Source organism: Leifsonia sp. 10N434 (assembly GCF_056394405.1).
The window spans coordinates 627,096-644,223 of the sequence record NZ_JBFTHV010000002.1; the positions used below are offsets into that span (position 1 = coordinate 627,096).

Genomic DNA, 17,128 nt, shown 5'->3' on the forward strand with positions numbered 1-17,128 from the left:
GTGGTGCGAACCTACCCTCTCGGCCGGGTCTCTTCCGCGGGACCGGACCCCTCGTCCCTGTCGCGGGTGTCGGCGGAGGCAGTCTCTGCGCCCCCGGTCAACGATTCAATCACGACGACGGTGACGTTGTCGCGCCCCCCGGCCTCGACCGCCGCATCCACCAGTGCATCCGCGGCGTGCGCTCCGCGCACCTCTGCCAGGATCCGGGCGATTTGCTCGTCGCTCAGTTCTTTCGTGAGGCCGTCCGAGCAGATCAGGAAGGTCTGGTGGCCGGCGATCGGCAGGATCAACGTGTCGGTGTCGACCAGGTCCTCGGCGCCGAGTGCGCGTGTGATCACGTTGCGCTCGGGGTGCACCGCGGCCTCGGACGCGGTGATCAGTCCCGCGTCCAGCAGCTCTTGAACCGCCGAGTGGTCGACGGTCAGCTGATCGAGCACGCGGCCGTCCCACTGATAGACCCGCGAGTCGCCGACGTTCACCACCATCCAGCTGTCGGCGTCGGCGCCTGGTTCGCGCACCCGGAGGACACCGGTCAGGGTCGTCCCGGCGACGGCGACGCCGGACTCGTCGGCGCCCGAGAGCGCCCGCACGGCCGCATTCGCCTCGTCGATCGCCGCGATCACCTCGTCGGGCGTCGGACGCGCACCTGCCCCGAACGCTCCGGCGAGGGTCTCGACGGCCGTGCGGCTCGCCGCGTCGCCGCGCGCGTGGCCGCCCATGCCGTCGGCGACGACGAAGACCGGATCAGCCGCGAGCAGACTGTCTTCGTTGACCTGACGCACGGCGCCAACATCGGTGCGTACGCTCACGTCGACGGACGTCATCTGCCGGGGTCCTCCTGTGTGTTCGGGGTGCCGGACGCCGGCGCGGGCTTGTCGACCGCATCCACGTCATCCGGGTCGTCGCCGTGGATGGCCTCGGCGATGCTGGATCCGCTCATCCTGAGCTTCACCAGACTTGCAATCGTAGCGACCGCCATCGACAGGATGATCACCGCGAGCGAGGTCCAGGTGTTGATATCGGGCGCCCATTCGATGTGCTCGCCGCCGTTGATGAACGGAACCTCGTTCTCGTGCATGGCGTGGAAGACCAGCTTGACGCCGATGAAGAAGAGGATGAAGGCGATGCCGTACTTGAGGTACTCGAGCTTGTCGAGCAGGTGACCGAGCAGGAAGTAGAGCTGTCGCAGCCCCATCAGGGCGAACACGTTCGCGGCGAACACGATGAACGGGCTCTGCGTGATGCCGAAGATCGCGGGGATCGAGTCGAGCGCGAACAGCAGATCGGTGGTGCCGAGCGCGAGGAAGACGATGATCAAAGGCGTGAACATCCGCTTGCCGTCCACGAGTGTGCGCAGCTTGAAGCCCTCGTACTGGTTGGAGACCTTGAGGCGCTTGCGCATGAAGCGCACAAAACCGTTCTCCTCGTCTTCGTTCTCCTCGTGCTTGCTGAACGCCTGGTGGATGGCGGTGTAGAGCAGGAACGCGCCGAAGATGTAGAAGATCCAGCTGAAGCTCGCGATGAGCGAGGCGCCCAGCACGATGAAGATGCCGCGCAGCACGAGGGCGATGATGATGCCCACCATCAGCACTTCCTGCTGGTACTTCCTGGGCACGGCGAAGCGCGACATGATCAGCACGAATACGAAGAGGTTGTCGATGCTGAGGCTGTATTCGGTGAGCCAGCCCGCGAGGAACTGCCCGGCGTGCTCGGCGTCGCCGATGAGGAACATCAGCAACGCGAAGATCAGCGCGAGCGCCACGTAGAACGACACCCAGAGCGTCGACTCCTTCGGGCTCGGGATGTGCGGCCGCTTGAACACGATCAAGAGGTCGAAGGCCAGGATGAGCAGGAGGACCACGAACGAGGTGATCTCGAACCAGGCGGGAAGAGCAAGCTCCACGGGATGCATACCTTTCGAAGGGCGCCGAAAACAGGGCCGAAAGTCTCTCCCGCACCCATACAGTCGGGTGCCGCTGTGCCCGGGATCCGAACAACGGATCCGTGATGACGTCCACAGCGCCGACCCGCCGTGGGCCGTCCGGGATACTCCCCTTCGCTCGCAGAAGTCTACAGGAGCCGGCGGCTCAGCGAGTGCCCGGTCCGACGGTGTCGCGGGCCTCTCGCATCAGCTCCGCGATCTCGCTCACCTGATCGGGGCTCGCCAGTGTGAACCGGTGCGTGATGACCCGCTTCGTCGTCGGGAACGCCTGCTTCAGCAGCGGGTGCTCCACTTCGCGCAGCAGGTCGACGGCGACCTCGAGCCAGTGGCTCTTGACATACGCCGAGGTGAAGACGCGGACGACCTTGTACTGCACCTCCGTGCGATGCACGTGCTCCGTGACATCCGGAAGAGCGGTGGCCGCCGCGCGGAAGGCTCCGATCAGCGCGAGGTCGCGCTCGTCGAACCCGGCCGTGAACTCGTCCCAGGTCGCCTGCACCATCGCTTCCCCCTCAGTTGCGTTCGTCTCGCATCCCACCCTGGCCCGGGCGGCGCCGCCGGTCTACCCTGACCGACGTGAGACGGCGACCCGTGGAGAGTTCGGTGCTGGCGTCCGCCGGCTACGACCGCGAGCGGCGCATTCTGGAGCTCGAGTTCGTGAGCGGCGACGTGTACCGCTACTGGATCGTGCCCGAACGGGTCTGGACCGGCCTCTGGGAGGCGGACAGCGCCGGCCAGTACTTCACGACCGTGATCCGCGACGCGTACCCGACGGAGAAGGTCTCGCGCGTATGACTCCGGATCTCGGGCGCATAACTCCGGAACTTTCGGGCGCATAACTCCGGAACTTCCAGGCGGATCCGCCCCGACCTTCCGGAGTTGCAGCGATCTGCTCGGCGCGTCGCCCAGACTTCCGGAGTTGTCATCCCGCCCGACAGCGAAGGGCAGAACATCCAAGCCTCCGCGCCACGAAAAAAGCCCGGACACCAGTGAAGCACTGGTATCCGGGCTGATGTGACCCCAGCGGGATTTGAACCCGCGTTACCGCCGTGAGAGGGCGACGTCCTAGGCCGCTAAACGATGGGGCCGTTTTTGCAACTCAATGAGTATGCCACACTCCGGGCGCGGGTTCCAAAACGGCGGGTGCAGCCCGGGCGTGGCGCGTGGACGCGCTCAGGCGAGCATCCGGAGCGCGCCGGGAACGACCGAGATCTCGACCGGGAGCGGGCCGATCCGCTCGCCGTCCGCATAGGCGATGACGCCCGGTGCGTTGAGCGACACGGCCTTCACCGCACGGAACGAGACCTGCGGGAGATCCGTATGCGTTCCGGAGAATACGCGCGGGAAGACGCGGAGGAAGTGGAGCCTCGACATCGCGGAGACGACGAACAGGTCGAGCATCCCGTCGTCGAGCACGGCGTGGGGCACGATACGCATGCCGCCGCCGAGTGAACGGTTGTTGGCCACCGAGATGAGCAGTGCCTTCGTCTCCAGCGGGACTCCGTCGGCCACGACCTCGTACGGGATCGGACGCAGCGTCGCGAGCTCCCGCAGCAGCGCGACGATGTAGCGGCTGCGACCGCGCGGCCACGTCATGCGGTTCGCGCGCTCGTTCACCGTCGCGTCGAAGCCGGCCGAGACGACGCCGCAGAACCAGGTGCTGAGCCCGCCGTGACGGACGACCCCCGCATCGATCACGCGCGGCGGGCGCTGAAGTGCGTCGAGCAGCAGATCGATCGCCGCCTCAGTGTCGCCGATCGGGATGCCGAGGCCGTCGGCCACGTCGTTGCCGGTCCCGCTCGGCACGATGCCGAGCGGCGTACCCGTCTGCGCGACGAGGTTGACGCCGAGATTCACCATGCCGTCGCCGCCGACCACCACCAGGGCATCCGCACCGGCTTCGAGTGCGCGCCTGGTCTCGCGGCGCAACAGCTCGATGTTCGCCTCGCGCATGTCGACGACGGTGTGACCCGCAGCGCGGACGCGCTCGATCACCCGCGGACCGACCTCGGCTCGATGCCCGAACGACGCCATCGGGTTGACCGCGACGACGACGGTGAGGGATGCGGCCATAGGTCACGATTATGGCGGCTCCCCGCACCGACACCGCGTATCCGCCCGAGACGACGCGTTCCGCGCGTCGCGGCGCCGCGACGGTTTGGGCCAAATGTGGGGATTGCGTGGCGCATTCTCCACATTTGGCCCAAATCGCGGGGCCCGGCGCGGCTCAGCCGAGGCGCAGGCGGCGCAGGAGCTGCGCATTCAGCGCGACGACGATCGTCGAGACCGACATGAGCACTGCGCCGACCGCCGGCGGGACGAGCACGCCGATCCCGATCGCCACGCCCGCCGCCAGCGGAAGCGCGATCACGTTGTAGCCGACGGCCCAGCCGAGGTTCTGCAGCATCTTGCGGTAGGTCGCCCGCGAGAGCGTGATCACCTTCGCCACGCCGCGCGGGTCGCTCGACGCCAGCACGATGCCCGCCGATTCGATCGCCACGTCGGTCCCCGCGCCGATCGCGATGCCGACATCCGCCTGGGCGAGAGCCGGTGCATCGTTGACGCCGTCACCGACCATGGCGACGCGCGACCCGTCCTTCTGCAGCGCGGCGACCGTGCTCGATTTGTCGCCGGGGAGCACCTCGGCGTACACCTCGTCGATGCCGAGCTGCGCGGCGACCGCCTCACCGACTTCGCGTGAGTCGCCGGTCAGCATCGCCACGCGCACGCCGCGGTCGCGGAGGGACCGAACCGCCTCGGCCGATTCCGGGCGCACGACGTCGGCGAGGGCGACCATCCCGAGCACCTCGTCGCCGCGCAGCACGAAGACCACCGTCTGCCCCGCCCCGGCGGCGTCGCGCGACGCGTTCACCAGTTCGGCTGTCGGCGTCAGTCTCCGCTCGGTCAGGATGCGCGGCGCACCCACGGTCACCTCCGCGCCGGCGACGGTCGCCGTGGCGCCCCGGCCGCCGAGCGCCTCGAACGAGACCGCCCTGGCCAGGGAAAGACCCCGCGACCGCGCCTCGTCGACGATGGCGCGCGCGATCGGATGCTCGGCCGGAGCCTCCACAGCCGCGGCCAGCGCGAGCACGGCGTCCGCCGCGTCGGCCGACCCGCCGGCGGCGACGACGGCCGCGACACCCTGGCGGCCCTCGGTGAGCGTCCCGGTCTTGTCGAACAGCACGACGTCGATCAGGCGGGCGTCCTCCATCGCGTGCCGGTCACGGATCAGGAGCCCGTTGCGCGCACCGATCGCGGTCGAGATCTGCGCCACGAGCGGGATGGCGAGGCCGAGCGCGTGCGGGCAGGCGATCACCAGCACCGTGACGACGCGCTCCAGGACGAACGCAGGGTCGTCCGGCCGCAGGATCACCCAGACGACGAGGGTGAGGGATGCGACCGCCAGCGCCACGTAGAAGAGCCAGGCGGCCGCCCGGTCGGCGAGCACCTGCGTGCGCGACTTGCTCGCCTGCGCGTCGGACACCAGGCGCATGATGCCGGCCAGAGCGGTGTCTCCGCCCAGCTTGGTCACGCGCACGACGAGCGAGCCGCTGCCGGAGATGCTGCCGGCGACCACCTGCTCGCCCGAGCCGCGGGACACGGGCTTGGACTCCCCCGTGAGCAGCGACTCGTCCAGCTCCGACGATCCGTCGACGATCTCACCGTCGGCGGGGACGGCCGCCCCGGGTCGAACACGCACGAGGTCCCCGACGCCCAGAGCGGCGACGGCCACGGTCTCGGTGCGTCCGCCGTGCGCATCCCCGAGCACGCGCTCCGCTTCGTCCGGGAGCAGCTTGGCGAGCTGGCCGAGCGCATCCTGGGTGCCCATCACGGCCGACATCTCGATCCAGTGCCCGAGCAGCATGATCAGGATGAGGGTCGCGAGCTCCCACCAGAAGTCCATGCCGGGCAGACCGAACGTGACCGCGAGGCTGTAGCCGAAGGCGACGACGATGGCGAGGGAGATCAGGGTCATCATGCCCGGCTGGCGGTTGCGCAGCTCGTCGACGGCGCCGCGGAGGAAGACCAGTCCGCCGTAGAAGAAGATCGCGACGCCGAACACCGCAGGGATGTACTGGCTGCCCGGGAAGCGCGGCCCGCTCAGCCCGAGGATCTCCTGGAGGCCGTGGGAGAACACCAGGGTCGGGATCGTGAGCACGAGGGTGAGCCAGAACTTGCGGCGGAAGATCGCGGGATCGTGGCCGGCGTGGGCGCTGTGATCGTGCGCAGCGTGCGGGTCGTGCATGTCGTGCCCGGCGTGCCCGGCGTGCGAATCGTGCCCCTCATGGTCTCGGTGCGCGTCGTGCGCCGAACCGGCAGGGGGCTGTTCCGGATGCGTCGTCTCGTTCATATCCACCATTCAACGGTACCCCCTAGGGGTATATTCCTCAATGCCTTCTCAGGTGTCGCCTGAGAATCCCGCGCTCGGATTGCAGCCGGATCGTTTTGGGTATTTCCTGGACCCATGAGACTGACGAAGTTCGAACATGCCGCCCTGCTCCTCGAAGACTCCGGAAAGAAGCTGTACCTCGACCCCGGATCGTTCACGTCTCCCCTGACCGACACGGCCGGCACCGTCGCCGTCGTCATCACCCACGAGCACGCCGACCACTGGACGCCGGAGCAGCTCGGGCGCGTCCTCGACCTCAATCCGGATGTGCCGATCTATGCACCCGAGGGCGTCGCCGCCGCCGCGAAAGACCTGGACATCACCGTGGTGCACGCCGGCGACACGGTCGAAGCCGGCCCGTTCACCCTCCGCTTCTTCGGCGGCAAGCACGCCGTCATCCACTCGAGCATTCCGGTGGTCGACAACCTCGGCGTGCTGATCAACGACCAGCTGTACTACGCCGGCGATTCGTACACGATCCCCGAGGGCGTGGATGTCGACGTACTGGCCGTCCCCGCGGGAGCACCGTGGATGAAGATCGCCGAGTCGATTGACTATGTGCTGGCCGTCAAGCCCAAGCGGAGCTTCCCGACGCACGAGATGGTGCTCGCCCGGGCGGGCAAGGACATGGCGAACGGCCGCATCAAGTGGGCGACCGAGCAGGGCGGCGGCGAGTTCTTCCCGCTCGAGCCCGGCGACAGTCTCGACCTCTAGCCCGTGACCTCCGAGGCACGCCCGGCGATCGTCTGGTTCCGCGACGATCTGCGGGTGGCGGACAACCCCGCCCTCACGGCGGCCGCGAGCACCGGGATGCCGGTGCTCTGCGTCTACGTGCTGGACGAGGAGTCGCCGGGCGTGCGCCCGCCGGGCGGTGCGGCCCGCTGGTGGCTGCACCACAGCCTGGAGTCGCTCGACGGCGACCTGCGACGGCTGGGCGCACGACTGAGCATCCTGCGGGGACCGGCGGAGCCGACGATCGCCGACCTCATCGACCAGACGGATGCGGGAGCGATCTTCTGGAATCGCCGCTACGGCGAGGCCGAGCGCACGGTCGACGAGAGGATCAAGGCGTCGGCCAGGGATCGGGGCCTCGAGGCGTCGAGTTTCGGCGCCTCTCTGCTCTTCGAGCCGTGGACGATCCGGACCGGCTCGGGAACGCCCTTCTCCGTCTACACCCCCTTCTGGCGCGCCTGCCTGGCCGAGCCGGAGCCGCGCAAGCCGCTTCCGGCCCCGGAGAAGCTGCGACCGTACCCGGTCGACGACCGGATCGGAATCGGACTCGACGACCTCGACCTGCTCCCCCGGCATCCGGACTGGGCGGCCGGTCTGCGCGAGGCCTGGACACCGGGCGAGGCGAGCGCGCTCGACGCACTGACCCGTTTTCTCGCCGACGACGTGGCCGACTATCGGCGCGATCGGGACACCCCGGGGATCGCGGCCACCTCACGCCTGTCGCCGCACCTGCGCTGGGGTGAGCTCAGCCCGTTCACCGTCTGGCACGCCACCACCGCCGCCCGCTCCGCGGCGAACGCGGAGGGCGCCGCGACCTTCCTCTCCGAGCTGGGTTGGCGGGAGTTCGCCTATCACACGCTGTTCCGCAGCCCGGCGATGGCGACGGAGAACATCCGCGGAGAGTTCGACGCCTTCCCCTGGCCGCGGCTGAACCCGGCTGCGCTGCGCGCGTGGCAGCAGGGTCGTACGGGTATCCCGCTGGTGGACGCCGGGATGCGCGAGCTCTGGCGCACCGGGACGATGCACAACCGGGTGCGGATGGTCGTCGCCTCGTTCCTGACGAAGAATCAGCTCATCGACTGGAGGCGTGGCGAGCAGTGGTTCTGGGACACGCTCGTCGACGCGGATCCGGCCTCGAATCCGTTCAATTGGCAGTGGGTCGCCGGCAGCGGGGCCGACGCCGCACCCTACTTCCGCGTGTTCAATCCGGAACTGCAGCGCACCAAGTTCGACCCGCACGGCGACTACGTGCGCCGGTGGGTGCCGGAGTGGGACACGGCCGACTACCCGGAGCCGATCGTCGATCTCGGCGAGACACGACGCGCCGCTCTTGCGGCGTACGACGTCGTGAAGGCTGCTCAGCGGGCGTGATCGGCGAGGATCTGGTCGACGTCGATCTGCTTGAGCAGGGCCGTCCAGTCGATTCGCCGCGCCACGTCGGCGAGGTCTTCGTCGGCGAGGACGCGCCCGCTGCGCTCCACGGTGATGCCGACGGGGACCAGCCGGTTGAGCTGGGCGAGGATGGCGTCGTCCACCGCCTCGGTGTCGAAGTCCGCCCCCACACGGGCGTAGTAGTCGCCAGAGAGGGTGTACGCGACGATTCCGGTTTCGATTCGGCTCATACCGCGAGTGAACCCTGTGGCCGCGCGGGCGTCAAGAGCATCGCGCAGTGCGCTCGCCCGGCTCAGGATGCCGGCCGGCTCGGGTGCGCCTCCGACCACGCCGCGATCTCGGCTCGCCGGGCCGCCCCGAGCTTCGCGAGGATGTGCTCGACGTGCGAGCCCACCGTCTTCGGCGCGATGGAGAGGGAGCCGGCGATCTGGCGATTGGTCGACCCGGTGGCGACGAGCCGCGCGACCTCGACCTCCCGCGCGGTGAGCGGATACGTGCCGTCGTCGCGTGGGGCGTTCGCGCCGGCGGCCGCTGCCTGGGCGAGCAGCGCAGGCGCACCGGACGCCACCGCGATGGCACGCGCCTCGGCGAGCAGGTCGGATGCGGTCGCCGGGCTCTTCGAACGGAGCGCGCACACCGCCCGGTCGATCAGGGTCTGGGTCCGCTCCCACCACCGGTCGTGGGCGGTCCAGCCCTCGGCGGCGCGCTCGATCGCCTCGCGCGCCTGTGCCGGACGCCCCTCCGCCAGTTCGATCATGCCCTCGGCGTGGTCGAGTGCGGGCAGTGTCACCGCGATCTCGCGCCGATGCACCAGCACGGAGCAGCGCGCGACCCAGTCCCGCGCTGCGGCGGGCCCGCCGACGCTGAGGTGGGCGCGCGCCCCCGTCACCACGAACGGGAACAGATAGGCGGCATCCGAGACGCGCGCGGAGTCCTCGTAGCCGCGTTCGCTCAGCTCGACCGCCTCGGCCGGATGCCCGGAGCGGGCGGCCAGCTCCGCCAGTCCCCACAGGGCCGGCGAAAGTCGCTGCAGTTCGTGCATCCCCTCGCCGATCGCGCGCGCCTCGGCGAGCAGTTCGGCCGCGCGCTCGTCCTCCCCCGACGACAGCGCCACGAACCCGAGCACGTGCAGCGCGGTGACGCGCGTCGTGATGGCGCAGCGGCCGTCGGCCAAGGCTCGCGACGCCAGGGCGAGAGCCGACCCCGTGTCTCCCGTCTGCCAGCGCACGTGGGCCAGGTGCGCGACGAGATAGTGGTGGTCATTCCAGCGCTCGGTGCGTTCGGTGTAGGCGATCCCGTCCGCGAGCCAGCCCTCCGCCCTGCGGTATTCGCCGAGCATCGAGGCGCTCGAGCCGAGCATCCGGTAGCTGCGGGCGGCGGCGCCCTCGAGGCCCGCCCCGACCGCGCGGGCCGTCGTCTCCTCGAGCAGTCGCCACCCCTCCTCGCTCCGGCCGGCGAACACGAGCACGGACCCGATCGTCGCGTCCACCCCGATACGGGTCTCGACGTCGTCGTCGGTGAACAGTTCGCGTGCGCGACGGCCGTAGTCGAGGGCGTCCTCCAGCCGTCGATCGAGCATGGTCGCTGCTGCAAGCGCGGCGAGCAGATGTGTGCGGGCGGCACGCGTGCGCTGCTCCGGCAACGGGCGGAGCCGCTGGAGAGCGTCGTCGAGGTCGCGCATCCTGGCCTCGAGGTCGGCGCCGAGCAAATGACGGATGGCGACCAGCCACGGGACGAGTTCGGCGGCGGCGACCTCGTCGCCCTGCTCGCGCAGGAGTTCGATCGCCCGCACGTACTCGCGTTCGGCCGCCTCGTTGTCATCGATCGCGGCGAGCTCTGCGGCGAGCATCCGGTGCAGCTCGGCGCGCTCGGGCGGAGACGACGCGGACGGGATCGTTCGCTCGGCACGCTCGAGCAACTCGGCCGCTTGACGGTGCGCCGACAGCCGGATCGCATGATCGGCCGCCGCCCGCGCGCGCCGGTACGCCTCGGCGGCTCGTCCAGCGCGCTCGAAGTGGTCGGAGACGGCGGCGTCGGTGAACGCGTCTCCCGCCGCGTCGGCCACGGCGGCGGGCGAGACCGATGTCCTCGTACACGGCGTCGCGGATGAGGGCGTGCCGGAAATCGTAGGTGCGGCCATCGTCGCGGGCGACGACGAAATGCTCGGCGATGAGCTCGTCGAGCATCAGCTCCACCTCGACCGGGGAGTCTCCGCTCACCCGCGAAAGGAGGTCGGCGTCGAAGCTGCGGCCGAGCACGGCGGCCGACGCCAGGAGCTCTCGCGTTCGGGGGCGCAGCCGCACGGTGCGGTCGATCACGGTCTCGGCGATCGTGTCGGGCACCTCGTCGAAGCCGCCGGCCACCACCTCCTCGATGTGCAGCGGGATGCCGTCGCTCACCTGATACAGGCGTTCGCGTTCGTCGGACGCGGGTTCCCTGCCGATGATCGAGGCGAACATCCGGGCGGTGCCCTCCTCGTCGAGCCGGGCGAGCCGCACCTCCTCGGCGCGCCGCTGCCCGAGCAGGCGCGTTCGCCAGAGCTGGAACTCCGACTGCGGGTACAGCTCGTCGCTGCGGTAGGTGAGGATCGCCATGCTCGGCTGATTCCGCAGTCCGTCGGCGAGCCGCTCGAGCACCTCCAGGCTGAGCTCGTCGGCCCAGTGGACGTCCTCGACGCGTACCAGCATCGACGAGGCCAGCACGTCGTGCAGAACGGCCGTCAGGTCGGCGACCAGCAGGCGTCGCCGCCTGCCCGAGTCGCCCACCATGCCGTCGTCGAGCACGAGCTCCCGGATGCGGGCCGCAGCGTCGGCCGCTCCCGCCGATCGCAGCTCGGCGGCCAGCTCGAGCAGCAGCACCCCGGGGGTCTCCCGGTCGCTCGGATAGGCGTGCACCTGCACGGTCCGCGCCGCGCGGAGCCCGCCGACCATCTCGTCGAGGAGGCGCGATTTGCCGATGCCCGCCTCGCCGCCGAGGAGGAGCACGTGCCCGGAACCGTCGAGTGCCCTCTGCCACCGCCTGCCGGCCAGCGCGAGGAGATCCTCGCGGCCGACGAAGTCGGGACAGACACGGGCGAGACCTCCGGGCGTCGGGTTCGCCGCGATCATGGCCACAGTCTAGAAGCGCGGATGCACGCGGAACAGGGCCGCGACCCATGATCGGTCAGACGACCGATGCCCGCCTCCGCGGCCGACGACGAGGCTGCTCTCACGAGACACCAACAAGACGTTCACGAGAAGGGAACGACCATGGCACGATTCATCGATGTCCACGACGGATTCGTCGGCGTCACGAAGGACCAGCTGGCCGCGGCGCACGATGCCGACGCCGCGATCGAGGACGAGGAGGGGGTGCACATCGAGCACGCGTGGCTCGACCCGCAGAGCGGCAAGGTCTTCTGCCTGTCGACCGGGCCGTCCAAGGAGGCGCTGATGCGCATCCACGAGCGGGCCGGGCATCCGACCGATCAGGTGTACGAGGTCAGCATCGAGGTCTGAGCACCGCCCACGTCGGTGCCGGCGTCGCCTCGCGGCGTACAGTGCGGTGCATGTCAGACGAGAAGGATCAGAAGCCCGACGCCGACGCGCTCGCCGAGAAGGTGCGCGAACTCGGCACGACCGACGAGGACCGGCTCGACGCCGTCGCGGAGCACAATGAGTCGCTGCAGGAGCGGCTGCCGGGCGACGACGAGCTGCCCCTCACCAAGGGGTAGGCCCTTTCGGGTCCTCCCCGCACTGGGGCCGTGCGCAGCGGCGCGCGGCCCCAGTAGCGTGGCGCGGTGGCCTCCGATAACAGCATGCGCGATCGCGCCCCCGGGCATTCCGTGATGGAGCAGGTCGTCAAGCTGCAGGACGCCGCGACGCCGCGCTCGGCGGTGGCCCGCGCGCTCGGCCTCTCCCCGCTCACCGAGGAGGCCTCGCCGTGGTTCGCGGGCGCGACCGGTGAGCGCGAGGTCGGCGCCCTGCTCGAACGGCTGCCTCAGGGCTGGACGGTCTACCACGCCGTCCCCGTCGGCACGGGCGACGCCGACATCGACCACGTGGCGGTCGGGCCGGGAGGCGTGTTCGCGATCAATACGAAGAACCACCGCGGCAGGAAGGTGTGGGTCGGCGACCGCGCGGTTCTGGTGGACGGCGCCAAGCAGCCCTACATCCGGAATTCCGAGCTCGAGGCCTCCCGGGTGCGGCACGTGCTCGCCACCGCCGGCATCGCGGCACCGGTGCACGCGGTCGTGGCGATCGTCGCGCCGGCCTCGTTCACCGTGCGGCAGCAGCCGGCCCGGGTCACCCTGCTCGAAGCGGACGCGCTGGTGCGCTGGATGAGCCGTCGTCCCGTGGCCGTCGACCAGGCGGCCGCCGCTGCGATCGTCGCCCTGTTCGACCAGCCCGAGACCTGGCGGGTGGGCGCGGCCGATGCATCGACGGTCGAACGCTTCGACGCCCTCGCCCGCGAGGTGCGCGTCGCACGGCTGGTGCGGCAGGGCTGGGTGCTGGCCGGTGCGCTGGCCACCGTCGCCACCGTGCTGGCCCTGCTCCCCCGCTGAGCCGCCGGCCCGCAGAGGGCTACGCCGCGGGCGTCGCCGCCGTCGTCATCCGCAATTCGAGCGCGCCCTCGACGCCCAGCAACTCCAGTCCCACCCGAACGCCCGCCAGCCGCGCGAGCGAGCGCAGATGCGTGCCGCCGCACGGGATCTCCACGACGCCATCCGGCAGTTCGCACCGCCAGGCGCGCCGCTCGCCCAGACCATCGCCGGCCCGCGCGATCGAGACGGCCGCGCCGCTGGCGACCCACTCGGCGAGCAGGGCATTCGCGAAGTCCTCCACCTCGGTGAGCCGCTCGGAGAGGTCCGCGGCGGCGAAGCCCTTCTTGCGCAGGCTCTTGCCGATCCGGTACGTATCGAGCGAGCCGTCGGGCAGGATGCGCGATTCGGTGATCGCGAGCTGATCGAAGTTCGGGTTCCCCCTGCCGTCGAGCGGCACCTCTTTGCTCCACAGCGGCGCGAGCGCCTCGTTGAGAGCGAGCGACGCGAGGTGGCAGGCGGTGTGCCCGGCCGACAGGGCCCCGCGCACCAGCGGATCGACGGTCACCTGCGCAGCGGCGCCCTCCACGACCGACGCGCCCGACGCGCTCGGCTCCAGGAGGTGGCAGACGACGAACGCCCACCCCTCGGTACCGGTGCGCACCGGGGCGTCGCCGACGTACAACCTGGAGCCGTCGCTCGCCCCGACGACGGCTCCGATCACGGGATGCTCGACACCGTCGACGGTCAGCACCCCCACGTCGGCCGGCTGGTCGGGCCACACGGGGTCGACCGGATGGAACGCCGTGCGGTCGAGCACGACGGCCACCCGGTCGCCCACCGCTTCGACGTGGACCACCGTTCCGCTCGATGCGATGTCGCCGTCGGGGTAGGTGACGATGGTGTCGGTTCGGGGAAGACTCATCCCACCAGGTTACGAGCCCGCGTGGGCCGTGGAGGTCGGCTGGGCCTTTCCGTGGGAGCTCGATGTCGCAGTGAGCGAGTCGACGTACGCCTGGTTCTGCGCCATCCACTTCGTCACGATCGGGTCGTAGTCGTCGGTCTTCTCGCCGTTGAACATGGCGTTCTCGAGCGAGTAGAGCTTGTCGGAGTCCAACGTGAAGTCCTTCACCCAGCGCTCGACCTCCGGGAACTTCTCACCGAAGCCGGTGCTGGCGATCGAGTGGATCGACTCCGCCGTTCCGAGCGTGTTCTTCGGGTCCTTCAGGTCCTTCAGATCGAACTGGTCGTACGCCCAGTGCGGACGCCAGAGCGTCACGGCGATGTTGTCCTTCTTCTTCATCGCACTCGTCAGCTCGGCGAGCATGGCCGGCGTCGACGAGGTCACGAAGTTCAGCTTCGACAGCCCGTACTGCGGGATGACCTTGTTCTGCGTCGCCTCGGTGAGACCGGCGCCCGGTTCGATCCCGACCAGCCGGTTGCCGAACTCCGACGCGTGGGATGCGAGCTGATCGAGCGAGTCGATCGGTGCGTCCTTGTTCACGGCGATGGTCAGCTTGGCCTCGTCGTTCCAGGCGCCGAGATCCACCAGCGAGTCGCCGTACTTCTTCAGGAACGCGGCGTGGGTGGTCGGCAGCCAGCCGTCGAACGCCACGTCGTAGTCGCCGGTGCTGAGCCCCGCGAACGCTGGGCCGGCATCCGCGTACTCGAACTTCACCGAGTAGCCCTGCTTCTCGAGGACGTGCTTCCAGAGGTACGAGGCGGCCTCGCCTTCCGGCCAGCCGTTGAAGACCGCGACCGTGACCGTCCCCTTGCTCCCGCCGGTGCCGCCCTGCGTGACGGCGGCGACGCTGGTGCCGGCGACCGCGACGACCGCCGCGGTGCCGAGGGCGATGACCGCTCGGCGAGGCAGCCGGCCCCGGACCGCGCCGACCGCTCCGGTCAGCCGGTCGAGGATGATCGCCAGGATCACCACGGAGAGTCCGGCCTCGAAGCCGAGCCCCACGTCCACGCGACTGAGCGCCTGCACGATGTCACGGCCGAGGCCTCCGGCGCCCACCATGCCCGCGATGACCACCATCGAGAGCGACAGCATGATGACCTGGTTCACACCGGCGAGGATCGACGGCAGGGCGAGCGGCAGCTGGATCTGGCGCAGGATGCGCCGGGGCGACGAACCGAAGGCCCGTCCGGCCTCCACGATCTCGCTGTCGACGCCGCGGATGCCGAGCTCGGTGAGGCGCACGCCCGGCGCCATCGCGAAGATGATCGTCGCGACGATGCCGGGGACGACACCCACCCGGAACAGGATCAGCGCCGGGATCAGGTACACGAACGCCGGCATGGTCTGCATGAAGTCGAGGATCGGCCGGATGATCGCCGAGGCCGTCTTCGAGCGCGCGGCCAGGATGCCGAGCGGCACACTGATCGCCACGGCGATCGCGGCCGCGACGAGCACCAGCGCGAGGGTGTCCATCGCGTTCGCCCACTGATCGACACCGGCGATCACCAGGAGTCCGACGATCGTGCCGGCGCCGAAGAGCCAGCCCTTCAGCCAGACGCCGAGCGCCGCGATGACCAGGATGACCACCCAGAACGGCGGCGTCTGCAGAACCCAGTCCATGCCGGTGTAGAGGCCGGTGAAGACGGCGCGGATCACGTCGAAGACGGGACTGAACACGGTCGTGACGAAGTCGACGACGTGCGTCGCCCACTCGCCGAACGGAAGCCGGACATCCATCAGCGCACCTCCTCGAGGTCGGCGGCCGCCGCTCCGGGAGCGGTGTCGCGAAGCGTCTGCGTCATGACTTCGACCGACACGGTCGCCGGCGGCTGCACGATGACGGGGATCTCGGTGGTGTCGCTGGTGACGTTTCCGAGCGCGGCGAGCAGGGTGACACGCGGGATCACGCCGAGCAGTCGCTGCTTGTCGTCGACGACGGCGAGCGGGAGCTCGCTCTCGACCGACAGCTCGACGAGGTCGCTGAGCACTTGGTCGCGGGACACCGAGGCGATGTCCTCGCGGATCGCCGGGGTGAGGTCGGTCTGACCCTCCCGCACCTGGCGCATCACGTCGCGGTCGCGCACCGCGCCGAGCAGTCGGCGGCCGTGCCCGACCACGAACGCCGCCGAGGTCTGCAGGTCGCGCATCGTCCGCACGGCGGCACGGGGACCGGCCGCGACGGTGACCAGGGCGCGCACGGGCTCCATCACGCTCGCCGCGGTGAGCACGCGGGCGCGGTCGACATCCTGCACGAAGCTCTCGACGTAGTCGTTGGCGGGATCGGTGAGGATCTCCTCGGGCGTGCCGATCTGCACCACCCGGCCGTCCCGCATCACGGCGATGCGGTCACCGAGGAACATGGCCTCGTTGAGGTCGTGGGTGATGAACACGATCGTCTTGCCGAGCTGGCTCTGCAGCTCGAGCAGCTGCTCCTGCATCTCGCGGCGGATCAGCGGATCGAGGGCGGAGAACGCCTCGTCCATCAGGAGCACGTCGGTGTCGGCGGCCAGCGCGCGACCGAGGCCGACGCGCTGCTTCATGCCCCCGGAGAGCTCGCCGGGGAGTTTGTCGCCCCAGCCGGAGAGCCCGACCAGGTCGAGCACCGTCTCGGCGCGCTCGCGGCGCTCCGCCGCCGGCACACCTTGCACTTCGAGCCCGTAGGCCAGGTTGTCCAGCACGGTGCGGTGCGGCAGCAGAGCGAAGTGCTGGAACACCATCGAGATGTGCTTCTGGCGCACGGCGCGCAGTCGCTTGGCCGGTACGCCCGTGATGGTCGTGCCCATCACATCCACTTCGCCGCTGGTCGGCTCGAGCAGACCGTTGAGCAACCGGATCAGGGTCGACTTTCCCGACCCGCTCAGTCCCATCACGACGAAGATCTCGCCGGTCTTCACATGGAAGCTCGCGTCGATCACGGCTGCTGTCCCGTTGGCGGCCACCTCGTCACGCGTCGCCCCGTCCTTCACCCGGCGAACGACCTCGCCCGGCTTCCTTCCGAATACTTTGAATAGGTTCCGTGCCTCGACGGCAACAGACTCGCTCACGTGATCTCCGCGGCACGGCAGGGGTGAACCCCGGCACGTGCTCCGTGGTTGCGTCCGGGTGGAGGGTGCGAGCAACGCTGGCGTCTCAAGCGGCGGATGCTCGCGAGTCGCCTGCTGCCGGCGCGACCGTTGGGGTGCGCCCGCA

General features: G+C 69.8%; 17 protein-coding genes and 1 tRNA gene. 6 read left to right on the forward strand and 12 right to left on the reverse strand.

Annotated elements, in window-relative coordinates; translation table 11 throughout:
* Positions 1-11: 11 nt before the first annotated feature.
* The 3 genes from AC1DB1_RS08645 to AC1DB1_RS08655 all read right to left on the reverse strand — a co-directional run bounded on the left by AC1DB1_RS08645 (position 12) and on the right by AC1DB1_RS08655 (position 2,444).
* Positions 12-824, reverse strand: coding sequence for a PP2C family protein-serine/threonine phosphatase (locus tag AC1DB1_RS08645; protein ID WP_477200446.1), 813 nt, complete (start codon positions 822-824; stop codon positions 12-14).
* A complete protein-coding gene (locus tag AC1DB1_RS08650; RefSeq protein WP_477200447.1) occupies positions 821-1,903 on the reverse strand; it encodes a TerC family protein in 1,083 nt (360 codons plus the stop codon). The genes AC1DB1_RS08645 and AC1DB1_RS08650 overlap by 4 nt, the downstream gene beginning before the upstream one ends.
* Positions 1,904-2,087: 184 nt before the next feature.
* Complete coding sequence (locus AC1DB1_RS08655) at positions 2,088-2,444, reverse strand: DUF5655 domain-containing protein (RefSeq protein ID WP_271178342.1); 357 nt, start codon at positions 2,442-2,444, stop codon at positions 2,088-2,090.
* A 74-nt stretch (positions 2,445-2,518) separates the two neighbouring features.
* On the opposite strand from AC1DB1_RS08655, the gene AC1DB1_RS08660 reads away from it, so the two are divergent.
* On the forward strand, positions 2,519-2,737 hold the full coding sequence (locus tag AC1DB1_RS08660; RefSeq protein WP_477200448.1) for a KTSC domain-containing protein: 219 nt from the start codon (positions 2,519-2,521) through the stop codon (positions 2,735-2,737).
* Between the two features lie 220 nt (positions 2,738-2,957).
* On the opposite strand, the gene AC1DB1_RS08665 is transcribed toward AC1DB1_RS08660, so the two are convergent.
* The 3 genes from AC1DB1_RS08665 to AC1DB1_RS08675 all read right to left on the reverse strand — a co-directional run bounded on the left by AC1DB1_RS08665 (position 2,958) and on the right by AC1DB1_RS08675 (position 6,293).
* Positions 2,958-3,030 (reverse strand) — tRNA-Glu (locus AC1DB1_RS08665).
* Between the two features lie 85 nt (positions 3,031-3,115).
* Positions 3,116-4,015, reverse strand: a complete 900-nt coding sequence (locus AC1DB1_RS08670; protein ID WP_477200449.1) for a YegS/Rv2252/BmrU family lipid kinase — start codon at positions 4,013-4,015, stop codon at positions 3,116-3,118.
* A 154-nt stretch (positions 4,016-4,169) separates the two neighbouring features.
* Positions 4,170-6,293: a heavy metal translocating P-type ATPase gene (locus AC1DB1_RS08675; protein ID WP_477200450.1), complete on the reverse strand. Its 2,124-nt coding sequence runs from the start codon at positions 6,291-6,293 to the stop codon at positions 4,170-4,172.
* Between the two features lie 114 nt (positions 6,294-6,407).
* Between AC1DB1_RS08675 and AC1DB1_RS08680 the strand changes: the two genes are divergently transcribed.
* Positions 6,408-7,046, forward strand: a complete 639-nt coding sequence (locus AC1DB1_RS08680; RefSeq protein WP_271178337.1) for an MBL fold metallo-hydrolase — start codon at positions 6,408-6,410, stop codon at positions 7,044-7,046.
* Between the two features lie 3 nt (positions 7,047-7,049).
* A complete protein-coding gene (locus tag AC1DB1_RS08685) occupies positions 7,050-8,435 on the forward strand; it encodes a cryptochrome/photolyase family protein (protein WP_477200451.1) in 1,386 nt (461 codons plus the stop codon).
* Here the strand turns inward: AC1DB1_RS08685 and AC1DB1_RS08690 are convergent.
* The 3 genes from AC1DB1_RS08690 to AC1DB1_RS08700 form a co-directional block, all read right to left on the reverse strand.
* On the reverse strand, positions 8,423-8,686 hold the full coding sequence (locus tag AC1DB1_RS08690; RefSeq protein WP_271178335.1) for a hypothetical protein: 264 nt from the start codon (positions 8,684-8,686) through the stop codon (positions 8,423-8,425). The two genes, AC1DB1_RS08685 and AC1DB1_RS08690, sit on opposite strands and share 13 nt — an antisense overlap.
* Positions 8,687-8,748: 62 nt before the next feature.
* Entirely contained in the window at positions 8,749-10,374 is a 1,626-nt protein-coding gene (locus AC1DB1_RS08695; RefSeq protein ID WP_477200452.1) for a LuxR C-terminal-related transcriptional regulator, read from the reverse strand.
* Positions 10,274-11,563, reverse strand: a complete 1,290-nt coding sequence (locus tag AC1DB1_RS08700; RefSeq protein WP_477200453.1) for an ATP-binding protein — start codon at positions 11,561-11,563, stop codon at positions 10,274-10,276. Before AC1DB1_RS08700 ends, AC1DB1_RS08695 begins: the two co-directional genes overlap by 101 nt.
* Before the next feature lie 141 nt (positions 11,564-11,704).
* Between AC1DB1_RS08700 and AC1DB1_RS08705 the strand changes: the two genes are divergently transcribed.
* The 3 genes from AC1DB1_RS08705 (at position 11,705) to AC1DB1_RS08715 (ending at position 12,999) form a co-directional block, all read left to right on the forward strand.
* Complete coding sequence (locus AC1DB1_RS08705; RefSeq protein ID WP_271178333.1) at positions 11,705-11,953, forward strand: SCO4226 family nickel-binding protein; 249 nt, start codon at positions 11,705-11,707, stop codon at positions 11,951-11,953.
* A gap of 50 nt (positions 11,954-12,003) precedes the next feature.
* Positions 12,004-12,168: a hypothetical protein gene (locus tag AC1DB1_RS08710; protein ID WP_271178332.1), complete on the forward strand. Its 165-nt coding sequence runs from the start codon at positions 12,004-12,006 to the stop codon at positions 12,166-12,168.
* Positions 12,169-12,234: 66 nt separating this feature from the next.
* On the forward strand, positions 12,235-12,999 hold the full coding sequence (locus tag AC1DB1_RS08715; protein WP_477200454.1) for a nuclease-related domain-containing protein: 765 nt from the start codon (positions 12,235-12,237) through the stop codon (positions 12,997-12,999).
* 19 nt (positions 13,000-13,018) lie between these two features.
* Here AC1DB1_RS08715 and AC1DB1_RS08720 read toward each other — a convergent pair whose 3' ends face one another.
* Genes AC1DB1_RS08720 through AC1DB1_RS08730 form a run of 3 tightly spaced genes read right to left on the reverse strand, consistent with a single transcriptional unit; the run spans position 13,019 to position 16,983 of the window.
* Positions 13,019-13,900: an alanyl-tRNA editing protein gene (locus AC1DB1_RS08720; protein WP_477200455.1), complete on the reverse strand. Its 882-nt coding sequence runs from the start codon at positions 13,898-13,900 to the stop codon at positions 13,019-13,021.
* Positions 13,901-13,909: 9 nt separating this feature from the next.
* Positions 13,910-15,676, reverse strand: a complete 1,767-nt coding sequence (locus tag AC1DB1_RS08725) for an ABC transporter permease/substrate binding protein (RefSeq protein ID WP_477200456.1) — start codon at positions 15,674-15,676, stop codon at positions 13,910-13,912.
* Positions 15,676-16,983: a quaternary amine ABC transporter ATP-binding protein gene (locus AC1DB1_RS08730; RefSeq protein WP_477200457.1), complete on the reverse strand. Its 1,308-nt coding sequence runs from the start codon at positions 16,981-16,983 to the stop codon at positions 15,676-15,678. Before AC1DB1_RS08730 ends, AC1DB1_RS08725 begins: the two co-directional genes overlap by 1 nt.
* Between the last annotated feature and the right edge of the window lie 145 nt (positions 16,984-17,128).